General features: G+C 69.0%; 16 protein-coding genes and 1 tRNA gene. 10 read left to right on the top strand and 7 right to left on the bottom strand.

Going from position 1 to position 14,828, the window contains the following annotated elements:
• The first annotated feature begins 13 nt into the window (after positions 1 to 13).
• Positions 14 to 86, top strand: a tRNA-Glu gene (locus tag ACWEOI_RS25590).
• A gap of 54 nt (positions 87 to 140) precedes the next feature.
• Here the strand turns inward: ACWEOI_RS25590 and ACWEOI_RS25595 are convergent.
• Together ACWEOI_RS25595 and ACWEOI_RS25600 are read right to left on the bottom strand one after the other, a co-directional pair.
• Positions 141 to 641 carry a pyridoxamine 5'-phosphate oxidase family protein gene (locus ACWEOI_RS25595; protein WP_357279204.1) on the bottom strand — a complete coding sequence of 167 codons (501 nt, stop codon included), beginning with the start codon at positions 639 to 641 and terminating at the stop codon, positions 141 to 143.
• 242 nt (positions 642 to 883) lie between these two features.
• A complete protein-coding gene (locus ACWEOI_RS25600) occupies positions 884 to 1,585 on the bottom strand; it encodes an IclR family transcriptional regulator (protein ID WP_357097580.1) in 702 nt (233 codons plus the stop codon).
• Between the two features lie 135 nt (positions 1,586 to 1,720).
• Between ACWEOI_RS25600 and leuC the strand changes: the two genes are divergently transcribed.
• The 3 genes from leuC (at position 1,721) to ACWEOI_RS25615 (ending at position 4,610) form a co-directional block, all read left to right on the top strand.
• The gene (gene leuC, locus ACWEOI_RS25605) at positions 1,721 to 3,145 is read left to right on the top strand and encodes a 3-isopropylmalate dehydratase large subunit (RefSeq protein WP_433671925.1); all 1,425 of its coding nucleotides are present in this window, start codon (positions 1,721 to 1,723) and stop codon (positions 3,143 to 3,145) included.
• 57 nt (positions 3,146 to 3,202) lie between these two features.
• Positions 3,203 to 3,811 (top strand): 3-isopropylmalate dehydratase small subunit, encoded by a 609-nt coding sequence (gene leuD, locus ACWEOI_RS25610; RefSeq protein ID WP_357097576.1) that lies wholly within the window; start codon positions 3,203 to 3,205, stop codon positions 3,809 to 3,811.
• Between the two features lie 157 nt (positions 3,812 to 3,968).
• Complete coding sequence (locus ACWEOI_RS25615; RefSeq protein ID WP_452361254.1) at positions 3,969 to 4,610, top strand: HU family DNA-binding protein; 642 nt, start codon at positions 3,969 to 3,971, stop codon at positions 4,608 to 4,610.
• A gap of 199 nt (positions 4,611 to 4,809) precedes the next feature.
• Here the strand turns inward: ACWEOI_RS25615 and ACWEOI_RS25620 are convergent, their stop codons facing one another.
• The 3 genes from ACWEOI_RS25620 to cofC all read right to left on the bottom strand — a co-directional run bounded on the left by ACWEOI_RS25620 (position 4,810) and on the right by cofC (position 8,755).
• Complete coding sequence (locus ACWEOI_RS25620; protein ID WP_433671927.1) at positions 4,810 to 5,772, bottom strand: NUDIX domain-containing protein; 963 nt, start codon at positions 5,770 to 5,772, stop codon at positions 4,810 to 4,812.
• The gene (locus tag ACWEOI_RS25625) at positions 5,769 to 7,976 is read right to left on the bottom strand and encodes an RNA degradosome polyphosphate kinase (RefSeq protein ID WP_433671928.1); all 2,208 of its coding nucleotides are present in this window, start codon (positions 7,974 to 7,976) and stop codon (positions 5,769 to 5,771) included. Before ACWEOI_RS25625 ends, ACWEOI_RS25620 begins: the two co-directional genes overlap by 4 nt.
• 62 nt (positions 7,977 to 8,038) lie before the next feature.
• Entirely contained in the window at positions 8,039 to 8,755 is a 717-nt protein-coding gene (cofC, locus tag ACWEOI_RS25630; RefSeq protein WP_433671929.1) for a 2-phospho-L-lactate guanylyltransferase, read from the bottom strand.
• A 104-nt stretch (positions 8,756 to 8,859) separates the two neighbouring features.
• Here cofC and ACWEOI_RS25635 point away from each other — a divergent pair, with 104 nt between their 5' ends.
• The 3 genes from ACWEOI_RS25635 to ACWEOI_RS25645 all read left to right on the top strand — a co-directional run bounded on the left by ACWEOI_RS25635 (position 8,860) and on the right by ACWEOI_RS25645 (position 11,421).
• The gene (locus ACWEOI_RS25635) at positions 8,860 to 9,855 is read left to right on the top strand and encodes an NAD(P)H-dependent glycerol-3-phosphate dehydrogenase (protein ID WP_452361255.1); all 996 of its coding nucleotides are present in this window, start codon (positions 8,860 to 8,862) and stop codon (positions 9,853 to 9,855) included.
• 65 nt (positions 9,856 to 9,920) lie between these two features.
• Positions 9,921 to 11,018: a D-alanine--D-alanine ligase family protein gene (locus ACWEOI_RS25640; RefSeq protein WP_452361256.1), complete on the top strand. Its 1,098-nt coding sequence runs from the start codon at positions 9,921 to 9,923 to the stop codon at positions 11,016 to 11,018.
• A 106-nt stretch (positions 11,019 to 11,124) separates the two neighbouring features.
• The gene (locus ACWEOI_RS25645; protein ID WP_433671932.1) at positions 11,125 to 11,421 is read left to right on the top strand and encodes a DUF6191 domain-containing protein; all 297 of its coding nucleotides are present in this window, start codon (positions 11,125 to 11,127) and stop codon (positions 11,419 to 11,421) included.
• Between the two features lie 27 nt (positions 11,422 to 11,448).
• On the opposite strand, the gene ACWEOI_RS25650 is transcribed toward ACWEOI_RS25645, so the two are convergent.
• The gene (locus tag ACWEOI_RS25650; RefSeq protein WP_433593465.1) at positions 11,449 to 12,141 is read right to left on the bottom strand and encodes a DUF3515 domain-containing protein; all 693 of its coding nucleotides are present in this window, start codon (positions 12,139 to 12,141) and stop codon (positions 11,449 to 11,451) included.
• Positions 12,142 to 12,329: 188 nt separating this feature from the next.
• Between ACWEOI_RS25650 and ACWEOI_RS25655 the strand changes: the two genes are divergently transcribed.
• From ACWEOI_RS25655 to ACWEOI_RS25665, 3 genes are read left to right on the top strand one after another with little or no spacing between them, the layout of a single operon-like run.
• Positions 12,330 to 13,289 (top strand): thiamine-phosphate kinase, encoded by a 960-nt coding sequence (locus ACWEOI_RS25655; RefSeq protein ID WP_433673280.1) that lies wholly within the window; start codon positions 12,330 to 12,332, stop codon positions 13,287 to 13,289.
• A 47-nt stretch (positions 13,290 to 13,336) separates the two neighbouring features.
• Positions 13,337 to 14,014 (top strand): uracil-DNA glycosylase, encoded by a 678-nt coding sequence (locus ACWEOI_RS25660; protein WP_357279964.1) that lies wholly within the window; start codon positions 13,337 to 13,339, stop codon positions 14,012 to 14,014.
• A 33-nt stretch (positions 14,015 to 14,047) separates the two neighbouring features.
• Positions 14,048 to 14,305 carry a hypothetical protein gene (locus ACWEOI_RS25665; RefSeq protein WP_357097557.1) on the top strand — a complete coding sequence of 86 codons (258 nt, stop codon included), beginning with the start codon at positions 14,048 to 14,050 and terminating at the stop codon, positions 14,303 to 14,305.
• Between the two features lie 16 nt (positions 14,306 to 14,321).
• Here ACWEOI_RS25665 and ACWEOI_RS25670 read toward each other — a convergent pair whose 3' ends face one another.
• Entirely contained in the window at positions 14,322 to 14,822 is a 501-nt protein-coding gene (locus ACWEOI_RS25670; RefSeq protein ID WP_452361257.1) for an N-acetyltransferase family protein, read from the bottom strand.
• Positions 14,823 to 14,828: the final 6 nt, after the last annotated feature.

The following is a 14,828-nucleotide window of genomic DNA, read 5'->3' on the forward strand; positions in this document are numbered from 1 at the left end:
GGAATCTCATCCTGGTCCCGTCGTCTAGCGGCCTAGGACGCCGCCCTCTCAAGGCGGTAGCGCGGGTTCAAATCCCGTCGGGACTACAAAGTGAAGGCCCCCAGCCAACCGGCTGGGGGCCTTCACTGTTTCCGGGGTTCTTACGGCTCCTGGCCGTGGGTGCTGCCGCCCAGCGGCATGGCGGGCAGGCCGAGTTTGCGGTGATCCCAGCTGCGGGTCCGCTCGGGCACCACGCGCACCGCCACCCGCTTGTGCAGCATCTGCTCCACGAACGGCTTCATCTCTTCGCTGTAGGGCCCGGTATAGCGTTCCCACACGCTGATTCCCACTTTGAACAGCGCTTCGGGGTCGTCGACGACCTCGGCGCGGCCCTCGATGGAAATGCCGCGCAACTGGTCGTAGGTGTCGCCGGCCTCGACCATCACGGTGATGCGCGGATCGCGCCGCAGATTCACCGTCTTCTGGGCCTTGGCCTTGGTCTCGAACCAGATCTCGCCGTCGATGAGCGCGTACCACATGGCCACCAGGTGCGGCCTGCCCTCGGCGCTCAGCGTGGCCATGGTGGCGACCCGGCTGCGCTCGAGGAATCCCGTGATCTCCTCGTCGGACATCACGATCTGCGCGCGTTGATTAACTCCCATGGGCCGACTGTAATTTACGGCGTATGAGCGCGGTCACACCGGCCATTTCCTGCCATGCGCGGGGCTTCACCGGCGGTTTGCCGGGCCGCGGAAACGCCGCAGCCCCCGCCGGATCCGGCGGGGGCTGCGATCGGCGCCCGGGTCGTGGGCTGTCGGGGACTGTCGGGCGGCCGCTGAGGCTGTCGTGACGGCTGAGGCCACCCCGAGTGTCACCCGGGGCCGCAAAGTCCGTCAGCGTCGCGTCAGAGGCGTTTGTGGAGGGCGTCGGCGGCGGCCACCAGGTCCGCGGCCCAGCGCGCGCCCGGGCGGCGGCCCATGCGGTCGATGGGTCCGGAGACCGAGACGGCCGCGATCACGCCGCCCGCCGCGTCGCGCACCGGCGCGGAGACGCTGGCCACCCCGGCCGCGCGCTCGGCCGCGCTCTGCGCCCAGCCGCGGCGGCGGACCTCGGCCAGCGCCCGCTCGCCGAACACGGCCTCGGGCAGGATGCTGCGCTGCGATTCGGGATCGGCCCAGGCCAGCAGGACTTTCGCGGCCGAGCCGGCGGTGAGCGGTAGTCGGGCCCCGATGGGCACGGTGTCGCGCAGGCCCGCGGCCGGTTCCATGGCGGCCACGCAGACGCGGGCATTGCCGTCGCGGCGGTAGAGCTGCACGCTCTCGCCGGTGATCTCGCGCAGGCGCGGCAGGATGGAGGAGGCGGCGTCCAGGAGCGGGTCACTGGCGGTTGTCGCCAGTTCCGACAGGGCCGGACCGGGCCGCCACAGTCCCTGGCTGTCGCGGGCCAGCATGCGATGCGTCTCCAGGCCCACGGCCAGGCGATGCGCGGTGGCGCGGGGCAGGCCGGTGCGGGCGCACAGCTCGTTGAGGCCGCAGGGTTGCTCGGCTACGGCGTGCAGGACGGCCATGGCTTTGTCCAGAACCCCGATACCGCTATGCTGTCTCATAGAACGATATTAGCGTCTCGCATGTTGGGAAATGCAAATTGACTGCGCGGCAAACCGGCCGCTCCCCGGCTTCGGACGCGAGCCACCGTGTCACCAGCCCGGGCACGGGAATGTCTATCGAGAGGTGATGGAGCTATGGCCGACCGGCCACGCACTCTGGCGGAGAAGGTCTGGGACGAGCATGTCGTCGTGCGCGGCGAAGGCGAGGGCGAGCACCGCCAGCCCGATCTCATCTACATCGACCTGCACCTGGTGCACGAGGTCACCAGCCCGCAGGCGTTCGACGGCCTGCGCGCCGCGGGCCGCCCGGTCCGCCGCCCGGATCTCACCATCGCCACCGAGGACCACAACGTCCCCACCGTCGACATCGACAAGCCGATCGCGGACCCGGTCTCGCGCCTGCAGGTCGAGACGCTGCGCAAGAACTGCGAGGAGTTCGGTGTCCGCCTGCACTCCATGGGCGATGTCGAGCAGGGCATCGTGCACGTGGTGGGCCCGCAGCTGGGCCTGACCCAGCCGGGAACCACGGTGGTGTGCGGTGATTCGCACACCTCCACCCACGGTGCGTTCGGCGCGCTGGCGATGGGTATCGGCACCTCGGAAGTGGAACACGTGCTGGCGACGCAGACGCTGTCGCTGCGCCCGTTCAAGACCATGGCCATCAATATCGACGGTGAACTGCCCCACGGCGTCACCTCCAAGGACGTGATCCTGGCGGTCATCGCGCAGATCGGCACCGGCGGCGGTCAGGGCTATGTGCTGGAGTACCGCGGCGAGGCCGTGCGCTCCATGTCCATGGAGGCCCGGATGACCATGTGCAACATGTCGATCGAGGCCGGCGCCCGGGCGGGCATGGTGGCCCCCGACGAGGTCACCTACGAGTACCTGAAGGGCCGTCCGCACGCCCCGCAGGGCGCGGACTGGGATGCCGCCGTGGCGGCCTGGGACGCCCTGAAGAGCGACGAGGGCGCGGTTTTCGACGCCGAGGTGCACCTGGACGGCTCGGCGCTGACCCCGTTCGTCACCTGGGGCACCAACCCGGGACAGGGTGCGCCGCTGGGCGACTCGGTGCCGGATCCGGAGCAGATCCACGACGAGAACGAGCGCGCGGCGGCCGAGAAGGCGCTGGAATACATGGATCTGACCCCGGGTACCCCGCTGCGGGACGTCGCCGTGGACACGGTTTTCGTGGGTTCGTGCACCAACGGCCGGATCGAGGATCTGCGCGCGGTGGCCGACATCCTGAAGGGCCGCAAGGTCGCGGGCGGGGTGCGGATGCTGATCGTGCCGGGCTCGATGCGGGTGCGGTTGCAGGCGGAAAAGGAGGGTCTGGGCGAGATTTTCACCGCCGCGGGCGCGGAATGGCGTCAGCCGGGCTGCTCGATGTGCCTGGGCATGAACCCGGATCAGCTTTCCCCCGGTCAGCGCTGTGCCGCCACCTCGAACCGCAACTTCGAAGGGCGCCAGGGCAAGGGCGGCCGTACGCACCTGGTCTCGCCGCTGGTCGCGGCGGCCACCGCGGTGCGCGGAACCCTGTCCTCACCTGCGGATCTGAACTGATCGCCCGCCGGTAGCGGCCCAGATTCCGCTGCCCCCACTGACTCAGGAGAAACAACGATGGAAGCCTTCAAGGTCCACAAGGGGATCGGTGTTCCGTTGCGCCGATCCAATGTCGACACCGACCAGATCATCCCGGCCGTCTATCTGAAGCGCGTAACCCGAACGGGTTTCGAGGACGGTCTGTTCGCGGCATGGCGGACGGATCCGAACTTCATTCTGAACACCGAGCCTTACAACCGGGGTAGTGTTCTGGTCGCCGGTCCGGATTTCGGGACCGGATCCTCACGTGAGCACGCGGTTTGGGCCCTCAAGGACTACGGCTTCCGGGTCGTGATCTCGTCTCGCTTCGCCGACATCTTCCGCGGGAACGCGGGCAAGGACGGGCTTCTGACGGCCCGGATGGCCCAGAGCGATGTGGAATTGCTCTGGAAGTTGCTCGAGGAACAGCCGGGTTTGGAATTGGCGGTGGACCTCGAGGCGCGCACCGTGTCGGCCGGAACCGTCGTGTTGCCGTTCGATATTGACGACTACACGCGGTGGCGCCTGCTGGAAGGCCTGGACGACATCGGTCTCACTCTCCGGCACAGCGACGAGATCAGCCAGTTCGAAAACGCAAGGCCGACTTGGAAACCCGCAACCATTCCGGCCCGTATTTCGCAGACGTAATCATTGATGGGCGTTAGCTGGACGCCCTCAAACCCGGTAGCTGAGCGTGTGCCATGCGTCATGTATTTCCGCGTGGCACATAGACTCTTGCCCCGAAAGGGTTTACCGTGGTACCTAGTCGGTCCGACGACGGGCCAATTAGTCTGCGGAGGATTCAATGAACAAGGCGGAACTGATCGATGTTCTGACCGAGAAGTTGGGTACTGACAGGCGCACCGCTACTGCAGCTGTCGAGCAGATGGTCGACACGATCGTGCGTGCTGTGAACAAAGGTCAGAGCGTCACCATCACGGGATTCGGCGTCTTCGAGCAGCGGAAGCGCGCGGCGCGTGTCGCTCGCAACCCGCGCACCGGCGAAACCGTCAAGGTGAAGCCGACTTCGGTCCCGGCCTTCCGTCCCGGTGCGCAGTTCAAGGCGATCATCGCGGGCAAGCAGAAGATCGCCTCGAGCGGCCCGGCCGTGAAGCGCGGTGTGGCTGCCCCGGTTTCGGGCAAGGCCGGTGCGAAGAAGGCCGCCGCCAAGAAGACGGTGAAGAAGGCCGCCACCAAGGCTCCGGCCAAGACCACCGCCAAGAAGGCGGCGTCGAAGGCTCCCGCCAAGAAGGCCGCCGTCAAGAAGGCAGTCGCCAAGAAGGCCGCCGTCAAGAAGGCGGTCGCCAAGAAGGCTCCGGCCAAGGCCGCCGTGGTCAAGAAGGCCGCCGTCAAGAAGGCAGTCGCCTCGAAGGCCACCACGGCCAAGAAGGCTGCCAAGAAGGCTCCCGCCAAGAAGGCCGCCGCGAAGCGCACCGCGCGCCGCTAATCCGGCGACAACCCGTCGCTGACGGGGGTTTTCGAGCAGGACGACACGTGAGACGGCCCGGCATCGCCGGGCCGTTTCGCTTGTCCGGGGCCGGTAGGGGGCCGGAATCGGCCGTCCGCCGGGTGGATTCGGCCGGACAACGGCCGGTACGGCGGCGTTCCAAGGGTTCTGGGCGGCCGCCGGACGACAGATGACCCGGTCAGCCCTGGGGTAGGTCGGCGGGGACGAGAATGCGGTCGAGATGGTCCGCGGCGACCAGCCGGCCGCCGTGGAAGGACAGCACCCACACGCTGCCCTTGCGGTTGCGGGCCGGTGGCAGGCTCACCCCGTCCTCGGCGGCCCACCACTCCAGCAGATCCGGAATCACCTTGCCCTGACTGGAGATCACCCGCACCGAGTCGGTGGAGACCAGGTCGCGGGCGCGTTTGCGGGCGGCATCGGGTGCTGCCGCGTAACCGGATTCGGAGAACAACGGCTCCAGTTCGATATCGACACCCAGTTTTTCGGCCAGCGGGGTCACGGTTTGGACACAACGAGACGGTGGGGCCGAGATGATTTCGGCCGCGCCGAAGGCGAGCAGGTTGGGCACCAGGGCGCGAGCCTGTGCGCGACCGGCCTTTTCGAGCGACCGCAGGTCGTCGTCCCCGGCGTAGCGGTCGTTGCGGCCGGCCTTGGCGTGCCGGACGACCAACAGGGTGGCGGTGTCGGCGGGCTGGCGCAGGAAATTGCGGATGATGGTGCGATCCATGGGATAGGAGACGGCGTCCATCACCCGGTCGAGGCGGTACCAGTGCAGGACGTCGACTTCCGAGTTGGACTCGAAGGCCCCGTCGACGACCTCGGCGGCCCAGTAGTCCACCCGCTTCAGCTTCCGATGGCCCGGGATCGGATACGTCACGTGGCCGAGATAGCGCCCCAGGCGCGAATTCAGCCCGGTCTCCTCGGTGACCTCGCGCACGGCCGTGATCACCGGCGTCTCACCGGGATCCAGCTTGCCCTTGGGCAGCGACCAATCGTCGTACTTGGGGCGGTGCACGAGGGCGATCTCGACGGCATCGGTGCCCGGGGCGTGCCGCCACAACACCGCCCCCGCCGCGAGGATATTGGCCTTGACCGGTGGATCGGTGAATTCGGCGGCGGGGTCCTTGGCGGGTCTGCTCACTGGCGGTCCGGACGACGCAGCCGCATGAGGTACTCCTGGTGGTCGCGAATCTGGTCGGAGGGCACGTCGGGGCCGGGCTGGGCCTGCCAGCTGCCGTCGGGGCGCAGCACCCAGCAGCGGGTGGCCGGATGGGTGGCGGAGTCGAACACCTGTCCGAGCTGGTCGGCCAGACGCGGATCCTTCACCTGCGCCAGCACTTCCACGCGCCGGTCGAGGTTGCGGTGCATCATGTCGGCCGAGCCGATCCAGTATTCGTTCTGGGCCTGGAAGTGCAGCACCCGCGAATGTTCCAGGTACCGCCCGAGAATCGAGCGCACCTGGATGTTGTCGCTCATGCCGGGCACGCCGGGGCGCAGGCCGCAGATGCCGCGCACCACGATCTCGACCGGCACCCCGGCCTGGGAGGCCCGGTAGAGCGCGTCGATGACCTGTTCGTCGACGATGGCGTTGGCCTTCACGCGGATTCGCGCGTCGGCGCCCTCGCGCGCCAGTTCGATCTCGCGTTCGATCCGCTCGATGATCCCGGCGCGGACGCCGACGGGGGCCACCAGCAGGTTGCGGTAGTTGGCCTTTCGCGAATAGCCGGTCAGCGAGTTGAACAGGTCGGTGAGGTCCGCGCCGATCTCCGGTGCGGCGGTGAGCAATCCGACGTCCTCGTACAGGCGCGCGGTCTTCGGGTTGTAATTCCCGGTGCCGATGTGACAGTAGCGACGGATGGTGGCTCCCTCGCGCCGCACCACCAGGCAGGTCTTGCAGTGGGTCTTGAGCCCGACCAGGCCGTAGACCACGTGCACGCCCGCCTGCTCCAGCGCCCGCGCCCATTTGATGTTGGCCTGCTCGTCGAAGCGGGCCTTGATCTCGACCAGCGCCACCACCTGCTTGCCGGCCTCGGCGGCGTCGATGAGGGCGTTGACGATGGGGGAGTCACCGGAGGTGCGGTACAGGGTCTGCTTGATGGCCAGCACCTGCGGGTCGGCGGCGGCCTGTTCGATGAACCGCTGCACGCTGGTGGAGAAGGAGTCGTAGGGGTGGTGCACCAGCACGTCGCCCTCGCGCAGGGCGGCGAAAACGTTTCGGGGCGTTTCACGTTCGCCGAAGGCGGGCGGCGTGGCGGGGACGTAGGGGGCGTCCTTGAGGTTGGGCCGGTCCACACCGTAGACCTGCCACAGGCAGGACAGGTCGAGCAGGCCCGGCACCTGGATGACGTCGGCGGGGTCGACGTCGAGTTCACGCAGCAGCAGATCGAGCATGTGCTCGGTCATGTCGTCGGAGACTTCCAGGCGCACCGGGGAGCCGAAGCGGCGGCGGGCGAGTTCGCGTTCGAGGGCCTGCAGCAGGTCCTCGTCGCGGTCCTCCTCGACCTCCAGGTCGGCATTGCGGGTGATGCGGAACGAATGCTGTTCCACCACTTCCATTCCCGGGAACAGCTGATCCAGGTGCGCGGCGATCAGCTCCTCCATCGGGAGGAAGGCGGCCATGGACGGGCCCTGCGCGGCGCCGGACGGGCCTTGTGCCGCACCGGATTCACGGCTGCCGGCGCGGCGGACCCGCACGAAGCGGTCCACATTGTCGGGCACCTTGACGCGGGCGAAGTGCTCGCCGCCGGTCACCGAATCCTTAACCGTCACGGCGAGATTCAGACTCAGGCCGCTGATGTAGGGGAACGGGTGGGCCGGGTCGACCGCCAGCGGGGTCAGCACCGGGAACACCTGATCCTGGAAATATCCGGACAGGCGTTCCTTCTCGCTGTCCACCAGGTCGGCCCAGCGGATGATGTCGATGCCCTCGGCGGTGAGCGCGGGCAGCACCTGGTCCAGGAAGACGCGGGCGTGCCGCGCGGCGATCTCCTGGGTGCGCACCGCGATCATCTCGAGTTGCTCGGTGGGGGACAGGCCGTCGGCGGACCGTACCGACAGCCCGGTCTCGGCGCGGCGCTTGAGGCCCGCGACGCGCACCATGTAGAACTCGTCCAGATTCGACGCGAAAATGGCGAGGAATTTGGCTCGTTCGAGCAGCGGCTGGGACTGGTCCTCGGCCAGCGCGAGCACGCGGGCGTTGAAGTCGAGCCAGCTGAGTTCCCGATTGACGTACCGGTCGGCGGGCAGCGGCGCTATCGCGGTGGGCGGTGGGGTTGCCGCGGGCGGCGCCGCCGGTAGTAGCGGCGATTGCTTGACGGTTTCCGTATCGCTCACTCTCACGATCATTCCTTATGTCGTGGGTGTGGTGCGGTTCTGACACCGTCCAGTGCAGCGCAGATCACGCCGCGTCAGGACAGTGATGATTCGGCCCGGCACCCGTTCCCGGTTTCGTGACACGCTTGCGACACGCTGATTTCTCGGAGTAGCGCGCTGGTCGCCCGCCCGACGCCGAGCGCGGCGGCGCGCTCGAGATCCGCGGCGGTATCGACGTCCTGACGTAATCCAGGCCAATCGCCCGGCAACTCCACCGCGCCCCCGGCGATATGGCGGCGGGCGGAGTCCGGACCGAAGAGCGGGTTCAACGCGGCGGTCAGCGGATCGTCCCCGCCGCCGCGCACCAGCAGGGCGACGGTGCCACTGCCCTCGTGATCGGTGACCACCGACCGGCGATACCCGGCGCTCGCGAGCAATTCGCCCAGTTCTGCGGGACGCAGCGCGGGCAGATCCGCTTGCAGGGCAAGCAGATCGACCGGGCCGTGCGCCCGCCGCACCGCGTCCGCGCCCGCGGCCAGCGCCGCGTTCAGACCGGTGGTGTGCGCGGGGACGACCTCGGGTTCGGGATGCACGAGCGCGCCGAGTTCACGAACCAGATCCGACACGGCCGGGTCGGGCGTCACGACGGTCACCGAGGCGATGCCCGGCGTGGTCGCGGCGGCGGTCACGGTATCGGCCAGCATCGCCAGCACCAGCCGCGGCCGGTATTCCGGACCCAGCCCATCACCCAGCCGACTCTTGGCGAGTCCCAAGCTCTTGACCGCGATGACCGCGTGCACGGACGAGTGCATGCCCGAATCCTCCCACTCCAAGATGACGGGCGCGTGAGCGGCGTCGAATTTCGGGGAGACGCCACAACGGAGTGGCTCACAGCGTGCGCGCATATATTTGTCTGATGGCAAGGGCAGCGGTGTTGGGAGCGGGGTCATGGGGGACCGCGTTCGCGAAGGTGTTGGCGGAGGCGGGAACCGAGACCACCATGTGGGCTCGGCGGCCGGAGGTGGCCAAGGTGCTGGCCACCGAGCATCGAAATCCCTGGTATCTACCCGAGGTGGTGTTGCCGCCGCTGGCCGCGTCCGATGATCCGGCCGTCGTGCTGGACGGGGCCGACATCGTGGTGCTGGCGGTGCCGTCGCAGTCGCTGCGCGCCAATCTCGCGGCCTGGAAGGATCTGATTCCGGCCGATGCCACGCTGCTGAGTCTGGCCAAGGGCATCGAGACCGGGACGCTGCTGCGGATGAGCGAGGTGATCGCGGAGGTCTCCGGCGCGGATCCGAGCCGGATCGCGGTGCTGTCGGGCCCCAACCTCTCGCACGAGATCGCGGCCGGGCAGCCCGCCGCGACCGTGATCGCCTGCCCGGACGTGGCGCGCGCGGAGGCGGTGCAGCACGCCTGTGCCACCGGCTATTTCCGGCCGTACACCAATTCCGACGTGATCGGCTGCGAGATCGGCGGGGCGTGCAAGAACGTCATCGCGCTGGCCTGCGGGATCGCCTCGGGCATGGGGCTGGGCGACAACTCGATCGCCACGCTCATCACGCGCGGGCTGGCCGAGATCATCCGGCTGGGGGTGGCGGTCGGCGCGGAGCCGGTGACGTTCGCCGGACTGGCCGGTGTCGGTGATCTGGTGGCCACCTGCACCTCGCCGCTGTCGCGCAATCGGTCCTTCGGGCGCGCGCTGGGCGCGGGCGGCACCATGGAGACCGCCCTGGAGGCGACTCATGGCCAGGTCGTGGAGGGTGTGAAGTCCTGCACATCGGTGCGGGCGCTGGCCGCCGCGCACGGGGTGGAGATGCCGCTGACCAACGCGGTGCATCAGGTGTGCCACGAGGGGCTCTCGGCGGCGGAGGCGGTCGGGCAATTGCAGGGCCGCCGTCTGAAGTCCGAGTGAACGACCCCCGGTTCGGGACGACCGCGTAACACTGCCGCCACAATCGACCGGGTACGGTTCGGGGCATGACCAACAGGACCAGGGTGGCGGTGGTGTTCGGCGGCCGCAGCAACGAGCACGGGGTGTCGTGTGTGTCCGCGCGCACCGTGTTGGCGTGCCTCGATCCCGAACGCTACGAGGCTGTTCCGATCGGCATCACGCGGGACGGCACCTGGGTGCTCGGCGACGCCGACCCGCGGACCCTGTCCGCGCAGGATCGGGCGCTTCCCATGGTCGACGACAAGGGCACCGCGCTGGCGCTGACCGCGGATCCCTCGCGGGCGGGCGCGCTGGTGCCGCTGGACGGCGCGCAGACCGTGCTCGGCGCCGTCGACATCGTGTTCCCGGTGCTGCACGGCGCGTTCGGTGAGGACGGCACCCTGCAGGGTCTGCTGGAACTGGCCGAACTGCCCTACGTCGGTCCGGGCGTGCTGGCCAGCGCGGCCGGCATGGACAAGGAATTCACCAAGAAACTGCTTGCGGCCGAGGGGCTTCCGATCGGCGTGCAGATCGTGCTGCGCCCCGGCGTCGCGACCGTCTCCGCGGCCGACCGCGATCGCCTGGGCCTGCCGGTTTTCGTGAAGCCCGCCCGCGGCGGCTCCTCCATCGGCATCACCAAGGTGGACAGCTGGGACCTGCTCGACGCCGCCATCGAGGAGGCGCGCCGCCACGACCCGAAGGTGATCGTGGAGGCCGGGATCGTCGGTCGTGAGGTCGAGTGCGGCGTGCTGGAGTTCCCGGACGGCCGGGTGGAAGCCAGTGTGGTGGCCGAGATCCGGATGCCGGAGGACGACGCGCAGGCCCCCGACTTCTACGACTTCGACACCAAGTACCTCGACGACGTCTGCGAGTTCGACGTCCCCGCCAAGCTGGACGACGCTGTGTCCCAGGAGATCCGGGAGCTCGCGGTGCGCGCCTTCCGCGCCCTGGACTGCCAGGGCCTGGCCCGCGTCGACTTCTTCGTGACCGCCGACGGACCGGTCATCAACGAGATCAACACCATGCCCGGATTCACCTCGATCTCCATGTACCCGCGCATGTGGGAGGCCGCGGGGATCGACAACCGGACCCTGGTGAGCACCCTCATCGAGACCGCCCGCGCCCGCGGCACCGGCCTGCGCTGACTTCCCCGTCGACGGCCCGGTTCATCATTTCGGATGATGAACCGGGCCGTTCGCGTGCGACCGCGGGGCGACGCCGCGAGCCGGGTCCGCGCGTAGCCTCGACGGTGTGCTCGTCGCCCTCACGATTCCCGGTCTGGCCCTGCTGATCATCGCGGTGGCCTTCGCCGACGTGGCGTATCGCAAGCTGACCGGGCGCACCGCGCTGCCGTGGATGCGGAACGAGGACGGCCGGGGCGCGGCGGCCATCGGCCTGGAACAGTTCGACGCGGCCTTCAGCTCCGGCAAGCGGCTGGAGATGGAGCAGCGGCAGTCGGTGCTCATGCACCGGGAGAATCCGGGTGACGGCGACGACGGACCCGAGATCGATCTCACCGCCGGGAAGGCCACGCTCCGCAAGCTCTGAGCGACCCGGCTTCTCCGTATATATCTGTCAGTTGGGGATCGGGTTCGGATCCATCGGCTTCTCGGGCATGGCCTTCTTGATGGCCTCCGAAACTTCCTGCAGCGGAGTCGCTCCGGCATTGTCGGGCATGGTCAGCGCGACATAGGTGCCGCGGTCCACGGCCCACCAGGTGCCGGAGGTGACGCCGCTGGTCTGGTCGCGCAGCTCGAACCAGTTGACCCCGTTCACCACCTGCAACGGCGAGGACTTGGTGAATTCCAGCGGCCGGTCCAGCCCGCAGCGCACCACGATGGCGTCGCCGCCGTCGGGCAGCTGCCAGGCGTGGGTGGCGGGCGGCGCGGGCTGCACCAGTTCGGCGGTGGTGTAGTCGCCGATCGTGTCGGGCAGGGCGGGGAGCAGCGCGGTGCATTCGGGTCCGGCGGCCGCGGGCGCGGGCACCGAACCGAGGGCCAGCGCGTCGCGGCTGTGGTGCCGGTTGGCCAGCACGCCCATCACGATCAGTCCGACGACCAGGGCGACCGGCAGCGCGACAGCGGTGGCGATGAGCGCGGGCGAACGACGCATCTCGTACTCGCCGTCGGAGTCCCCGGCGTGCGCGGACTCCGGCTTCGCGTCGGCGTCGGCCTCGGTGGCGGGCGTCTCGGCCGCCGTGTCCTCGAGGGCGTCGGGCGCCGCCGCGTCGCTGTGGTCCGGTTCGGTGCCGCGGGTGTCGTTGCTCATCCGGTCGTCGATCCCCGATCGTGCCGTGCCGGGTGTGCGCGTCCTCGCGGTGTGCTGCCCGGCTGCTGGTCGTCGATTGCGGGTTCGAGGGTACCGTCGAGCGGTCGGCCGCCCGCATCACACTCGCCCCGAAGGAGACCGCCATCACCACCGCCAGCGATCCGCAGTCCGTTCCGGCCGCCCGCACCGTGGGCGAGCTCGGCGAGTTCGGGCTCATCGCGCTGGTGAACGCGGGGCGCACGCAGACGCCGGGCGTGCTGCTGGGCCCGGGCGACGACGCCGCTGTGATCGCCGCGCCCGAGGGCCGCTTCGTGGTGACCACCGACATGCTGGTGCAGGACCGCCACTTCCGGACCGACTGGTCGAGCCCGCAGGAGATCGGCCGCAAGGCCATCGCCCAGAACGCCGCCGACGTGGTGGCCATGGGCGCGGTGCCGAGCGCGTTCGTGGTGGGGCTGGGCTGTCCCGCCGAGACGCCGGTCGAGTTCGTGCGCGCGCTCGCCGACGGGATGTGGGCCGAGGCCGGGCGGGCGGGCGCGTCCATCGCCGGCGGCGACATGGTGCGCAGCCCGCTGATCATCATCAGCGTCACGGCCTTCGGGGATCCGCGTCGCGCGCCGATCAAATTGTCGGGTGCGCGGCCGGGTGATGTGGTGGCGGTGGCCGGGCCGCTGGGGCATTCGGGTGCGGGGTTCGCGGTGCTGTCCGCGGGCACGGCCGGGAACGCCGAGTTCGCGGACGTGGAGACGGAGTTCGCGGACGTGGTTGCCGCGCACCGGGTTCCGCGGCCCCCGTACGAGGCGGTGCTGGAGCTGCCCGATACCGCGGAGATCACCGCGCTCACCGACGTGTCGGACGGCTTGCTGGCCGATCTGGGGCATATCGCCGAATCCTCGCGGGTGGCCATCGATCTGGAGTCCGAAGCCCTGGCCGACCCGGAGTTGGAGGCGGTCGGCAAGGCGCTGGGCGTCAGCCCCCTGGACTGGATTCTGGCGGGCGGCGAGGACCACGCCTTCGCCGCGACGTTCACCGATTCGGGCGATTTGCCGGAGGGCTGGCGGCGCGTCGGCCGGGTTGTCACGGGCGAGGGCGTGACGGTGGACGGAACCTCCCGAACCGGACCTGCCGGTTGGGATTCCTTCGCATAGCAGGGTCCGGTACCGCGATGAAACTCGACACGATAAGTTTTCCCGACATGGGCGCGAAACCACTGTCGGAAGTCATCGATACGGGCTGGGCCGAGGCCCTCGAACCGGTGGCCGACCGTATTGCCGCGATGGGTGAATTCCTGCGAGTCGAAAACGCCGAGGGGCGTGGCTATCTCCCGAAGGGGGAGAACGTGCTGCGGGCCTTCCAGCGGCCGTTCGACAAGGTGCGGGTACTCATCGTGGGTCAGGATCCGTATCCGACGCCGGGGCATCCGGTGGGCCTGAGTTTCTCGGTGGCCCCGGACGTTTCGCCGATTCCGCGCAGCCTGACCAATATCTACTCCGAGCTGACCAAGGACCTCGGCCTGCCGATGCCGTCCAACGGTGATCTGTCGCCGTGGTGCGATCAGGGCGTGCTCATGCTCAACCGCGTGCTGACCGTGCAGCCGGGCCAGCCGGCCTCGCATCGCGGCAAGGGCTGGGAAGCGGTGACCGAGCAGGCAATTCGCGCGCTGGTTGCCCGGGACCAGCCGCTGGTGGCGATCCTGTGGGGCCGTGACGCGTCCACGTTGAAGCCGATGTTGGGCGATACGCCGTACATCGAATCCGCGCACCCGTCACCGCTGTCGGCTTCGCGAGGATTCTTCGGATCTCGGCCTTTCTCCCGAACCAACGAATTGCTGGGTACCCTAGGGGCCGCGCCGGTCGACTGGCGTCTGCCGTAGCGCTGATCCGTTACCTGATTCAGGAGCATGTGTATGCAGAAGAAGACTGCCCGTGGTGTTTTCGTCGCTCTGGCCGCCGGTGCCGCGCTGGCCTCGGCCCCGGCCATCGCCAATGCCGAGCCGTTGACCCTGGACCCCTACGTCCCCGAGTCCACCTCCTCGGTCAAGCCCGTCGGCAGCCTGCTCGACACCAACAGCGTGAGCGGACTCTCGTCCAACGTCACCTCGCGGACGGCGTGCCTGCTGCAGTCGATCAGCCAGCAGGTGGATTGCCTCAACGGCGCGGCGTGATCCGCGGCGCCGGGCCTCACCCCGTCAGGGCCCGGCGCACCATCCGCACTTGCAGTGCGGGAGAGAAGGCTTCGACCCGGCGTTCGCCGTCGGGTTCGAAGCCGTATTTCGTATAGAAGGCCCGCGCGCGGGGGTTCTCCTCGAACACCCACAGCGCGATATCGCCGGTCTCCGGCAGTACCTCGTCCATCAGCGCCTGGGCCACGCCTGTGCCGTGGTAGGTCGCGCGGACGTAGAGGGCGCTGAGCTCGTATTCGGCGGCGGGTGATTCCTCGCGGTTCTCACCGCTGCCCGCGAAGCCGATGACGGTGCCGTCGTCGAGCACGGCGACCCGGATCCGGCCCGGGTACTCGAACAGGATCCGGCTCCACGCCGCCGCCCGCCGGTCCACGTCGAAGGCGTCGAGCACGTGCTGGGGCACCAGCCCCTGGTACGCCTCCCGCCAGCAGGCGATGTGGCATTCGGACATGCTGTGGACGTACTTCGGTTCGAGTGGAACGACCTGCCACTCACCCATGATTGC

The sequence above is a fragment of the Nocardia sp. NPDC004340 genome (genome assembly GCF_053602575.1).

What these genes read in the sequence shown, in the direction of transcription:
- ACWEOI_RS25600 (WP_357097580.1), bottom strand. Translation starts at nt 1,585, where the DNA reads ATGAGACAGCATAGCGGTATCGGGGTTCTGGACAAAGCCATGGCCGTC.
- ACWEOI_RS25670 (WP_452361257.1), bottom strand. Translation starts at nt 14,822, where the DNA reads ATGGGTGAGTGGCAGGTCGTTCCACTCGAACCGAAGTACGTCCACAGC.
- cofC (WP_433671929.1), bottom strand. Translation starts at nt 8,755, where the DNA reads ATGCACTCGTCCGTGCACGCGGTCATCGCGGTCAAGAGCTTGGGACTC.
- ACWEOI_RS25650 (WP_433593465.1), bottom strand. Translation starts at nt 12,141, where the DNA reads ATGAGCAACGACACCCGCGGCACCGAACCGGACCACAGCGACGCGGCG.
- ACWEOI_RS25665 (WP_357097557.1), top strand. Translation starts at nt 14,048, where the DNA reads ATGCAGAAGAAGACTGCCCGTGGTGTTTTCGTCGCTCTGGCCGCCGGT.
- ACWEOI_RS25595 (WP_357279204.1), bottom strand. Translation starts at nt 641, where the DNA reads ATGGGAGTTAATCAACGCGCGCAGATCGTGATGTCCGACGAGGAGATC.
- ACWEOI_RS25640 (WP_452361256.1), top strand. Translation starts at nt 9,921, where the DNA reads ATGACCAACAGGACCAGGGTGGCGGTGGTGTTCGGCGGCCGCAGCAAC.
- leuD (WP_357097576.1), top strand. Translation starts at nt 3,203, where the DNA reads ATGGAAGCCTTCAAGGTCCACAAGGGGATCGGTGTTCCGTTGCGCCGA.
- ACWEOI_RS25635 (WP_452361255.1), top strand. Translation starts at nt 8,860, where the DNA reads ATGGCAAGGGCAGCGGTGTTGGGAGCGGGGTCATGGGGGACCGCGTTC.
- leuC (WP_433671925.1), top strand. Translation starts at nt 1,721, where the DNA reads ATGGCCGACCGGCCACGCACTCTGGCGGAGAAGGTCTGGGACGAGCAT.
- ACWEOI_RS25615 (WP_452361254.1), top strand. Translation starts at nt 3,969, where the DNA reads ATGAACAAGGCGGAACTGATCGATGTTCTGACCGAGAAGTTGGGTACT.
- ACWEOI_RS25625 (WP_433671928.1), bottom strand. Translation starts at nt 7,976, where the DNA reads ATGATCGTGAGAGTGAGCGATACGGAAACCGTCAAGCAATCGCCGCTA.
- ACWEOI_RS25660 (WP_357279964.1), top strand. Translation starts at nt 13,337, where the DNA reads ATGGGCGCGAAACCACTGTCGGAAGTCATCGATACGGGCTGGGCCGAG.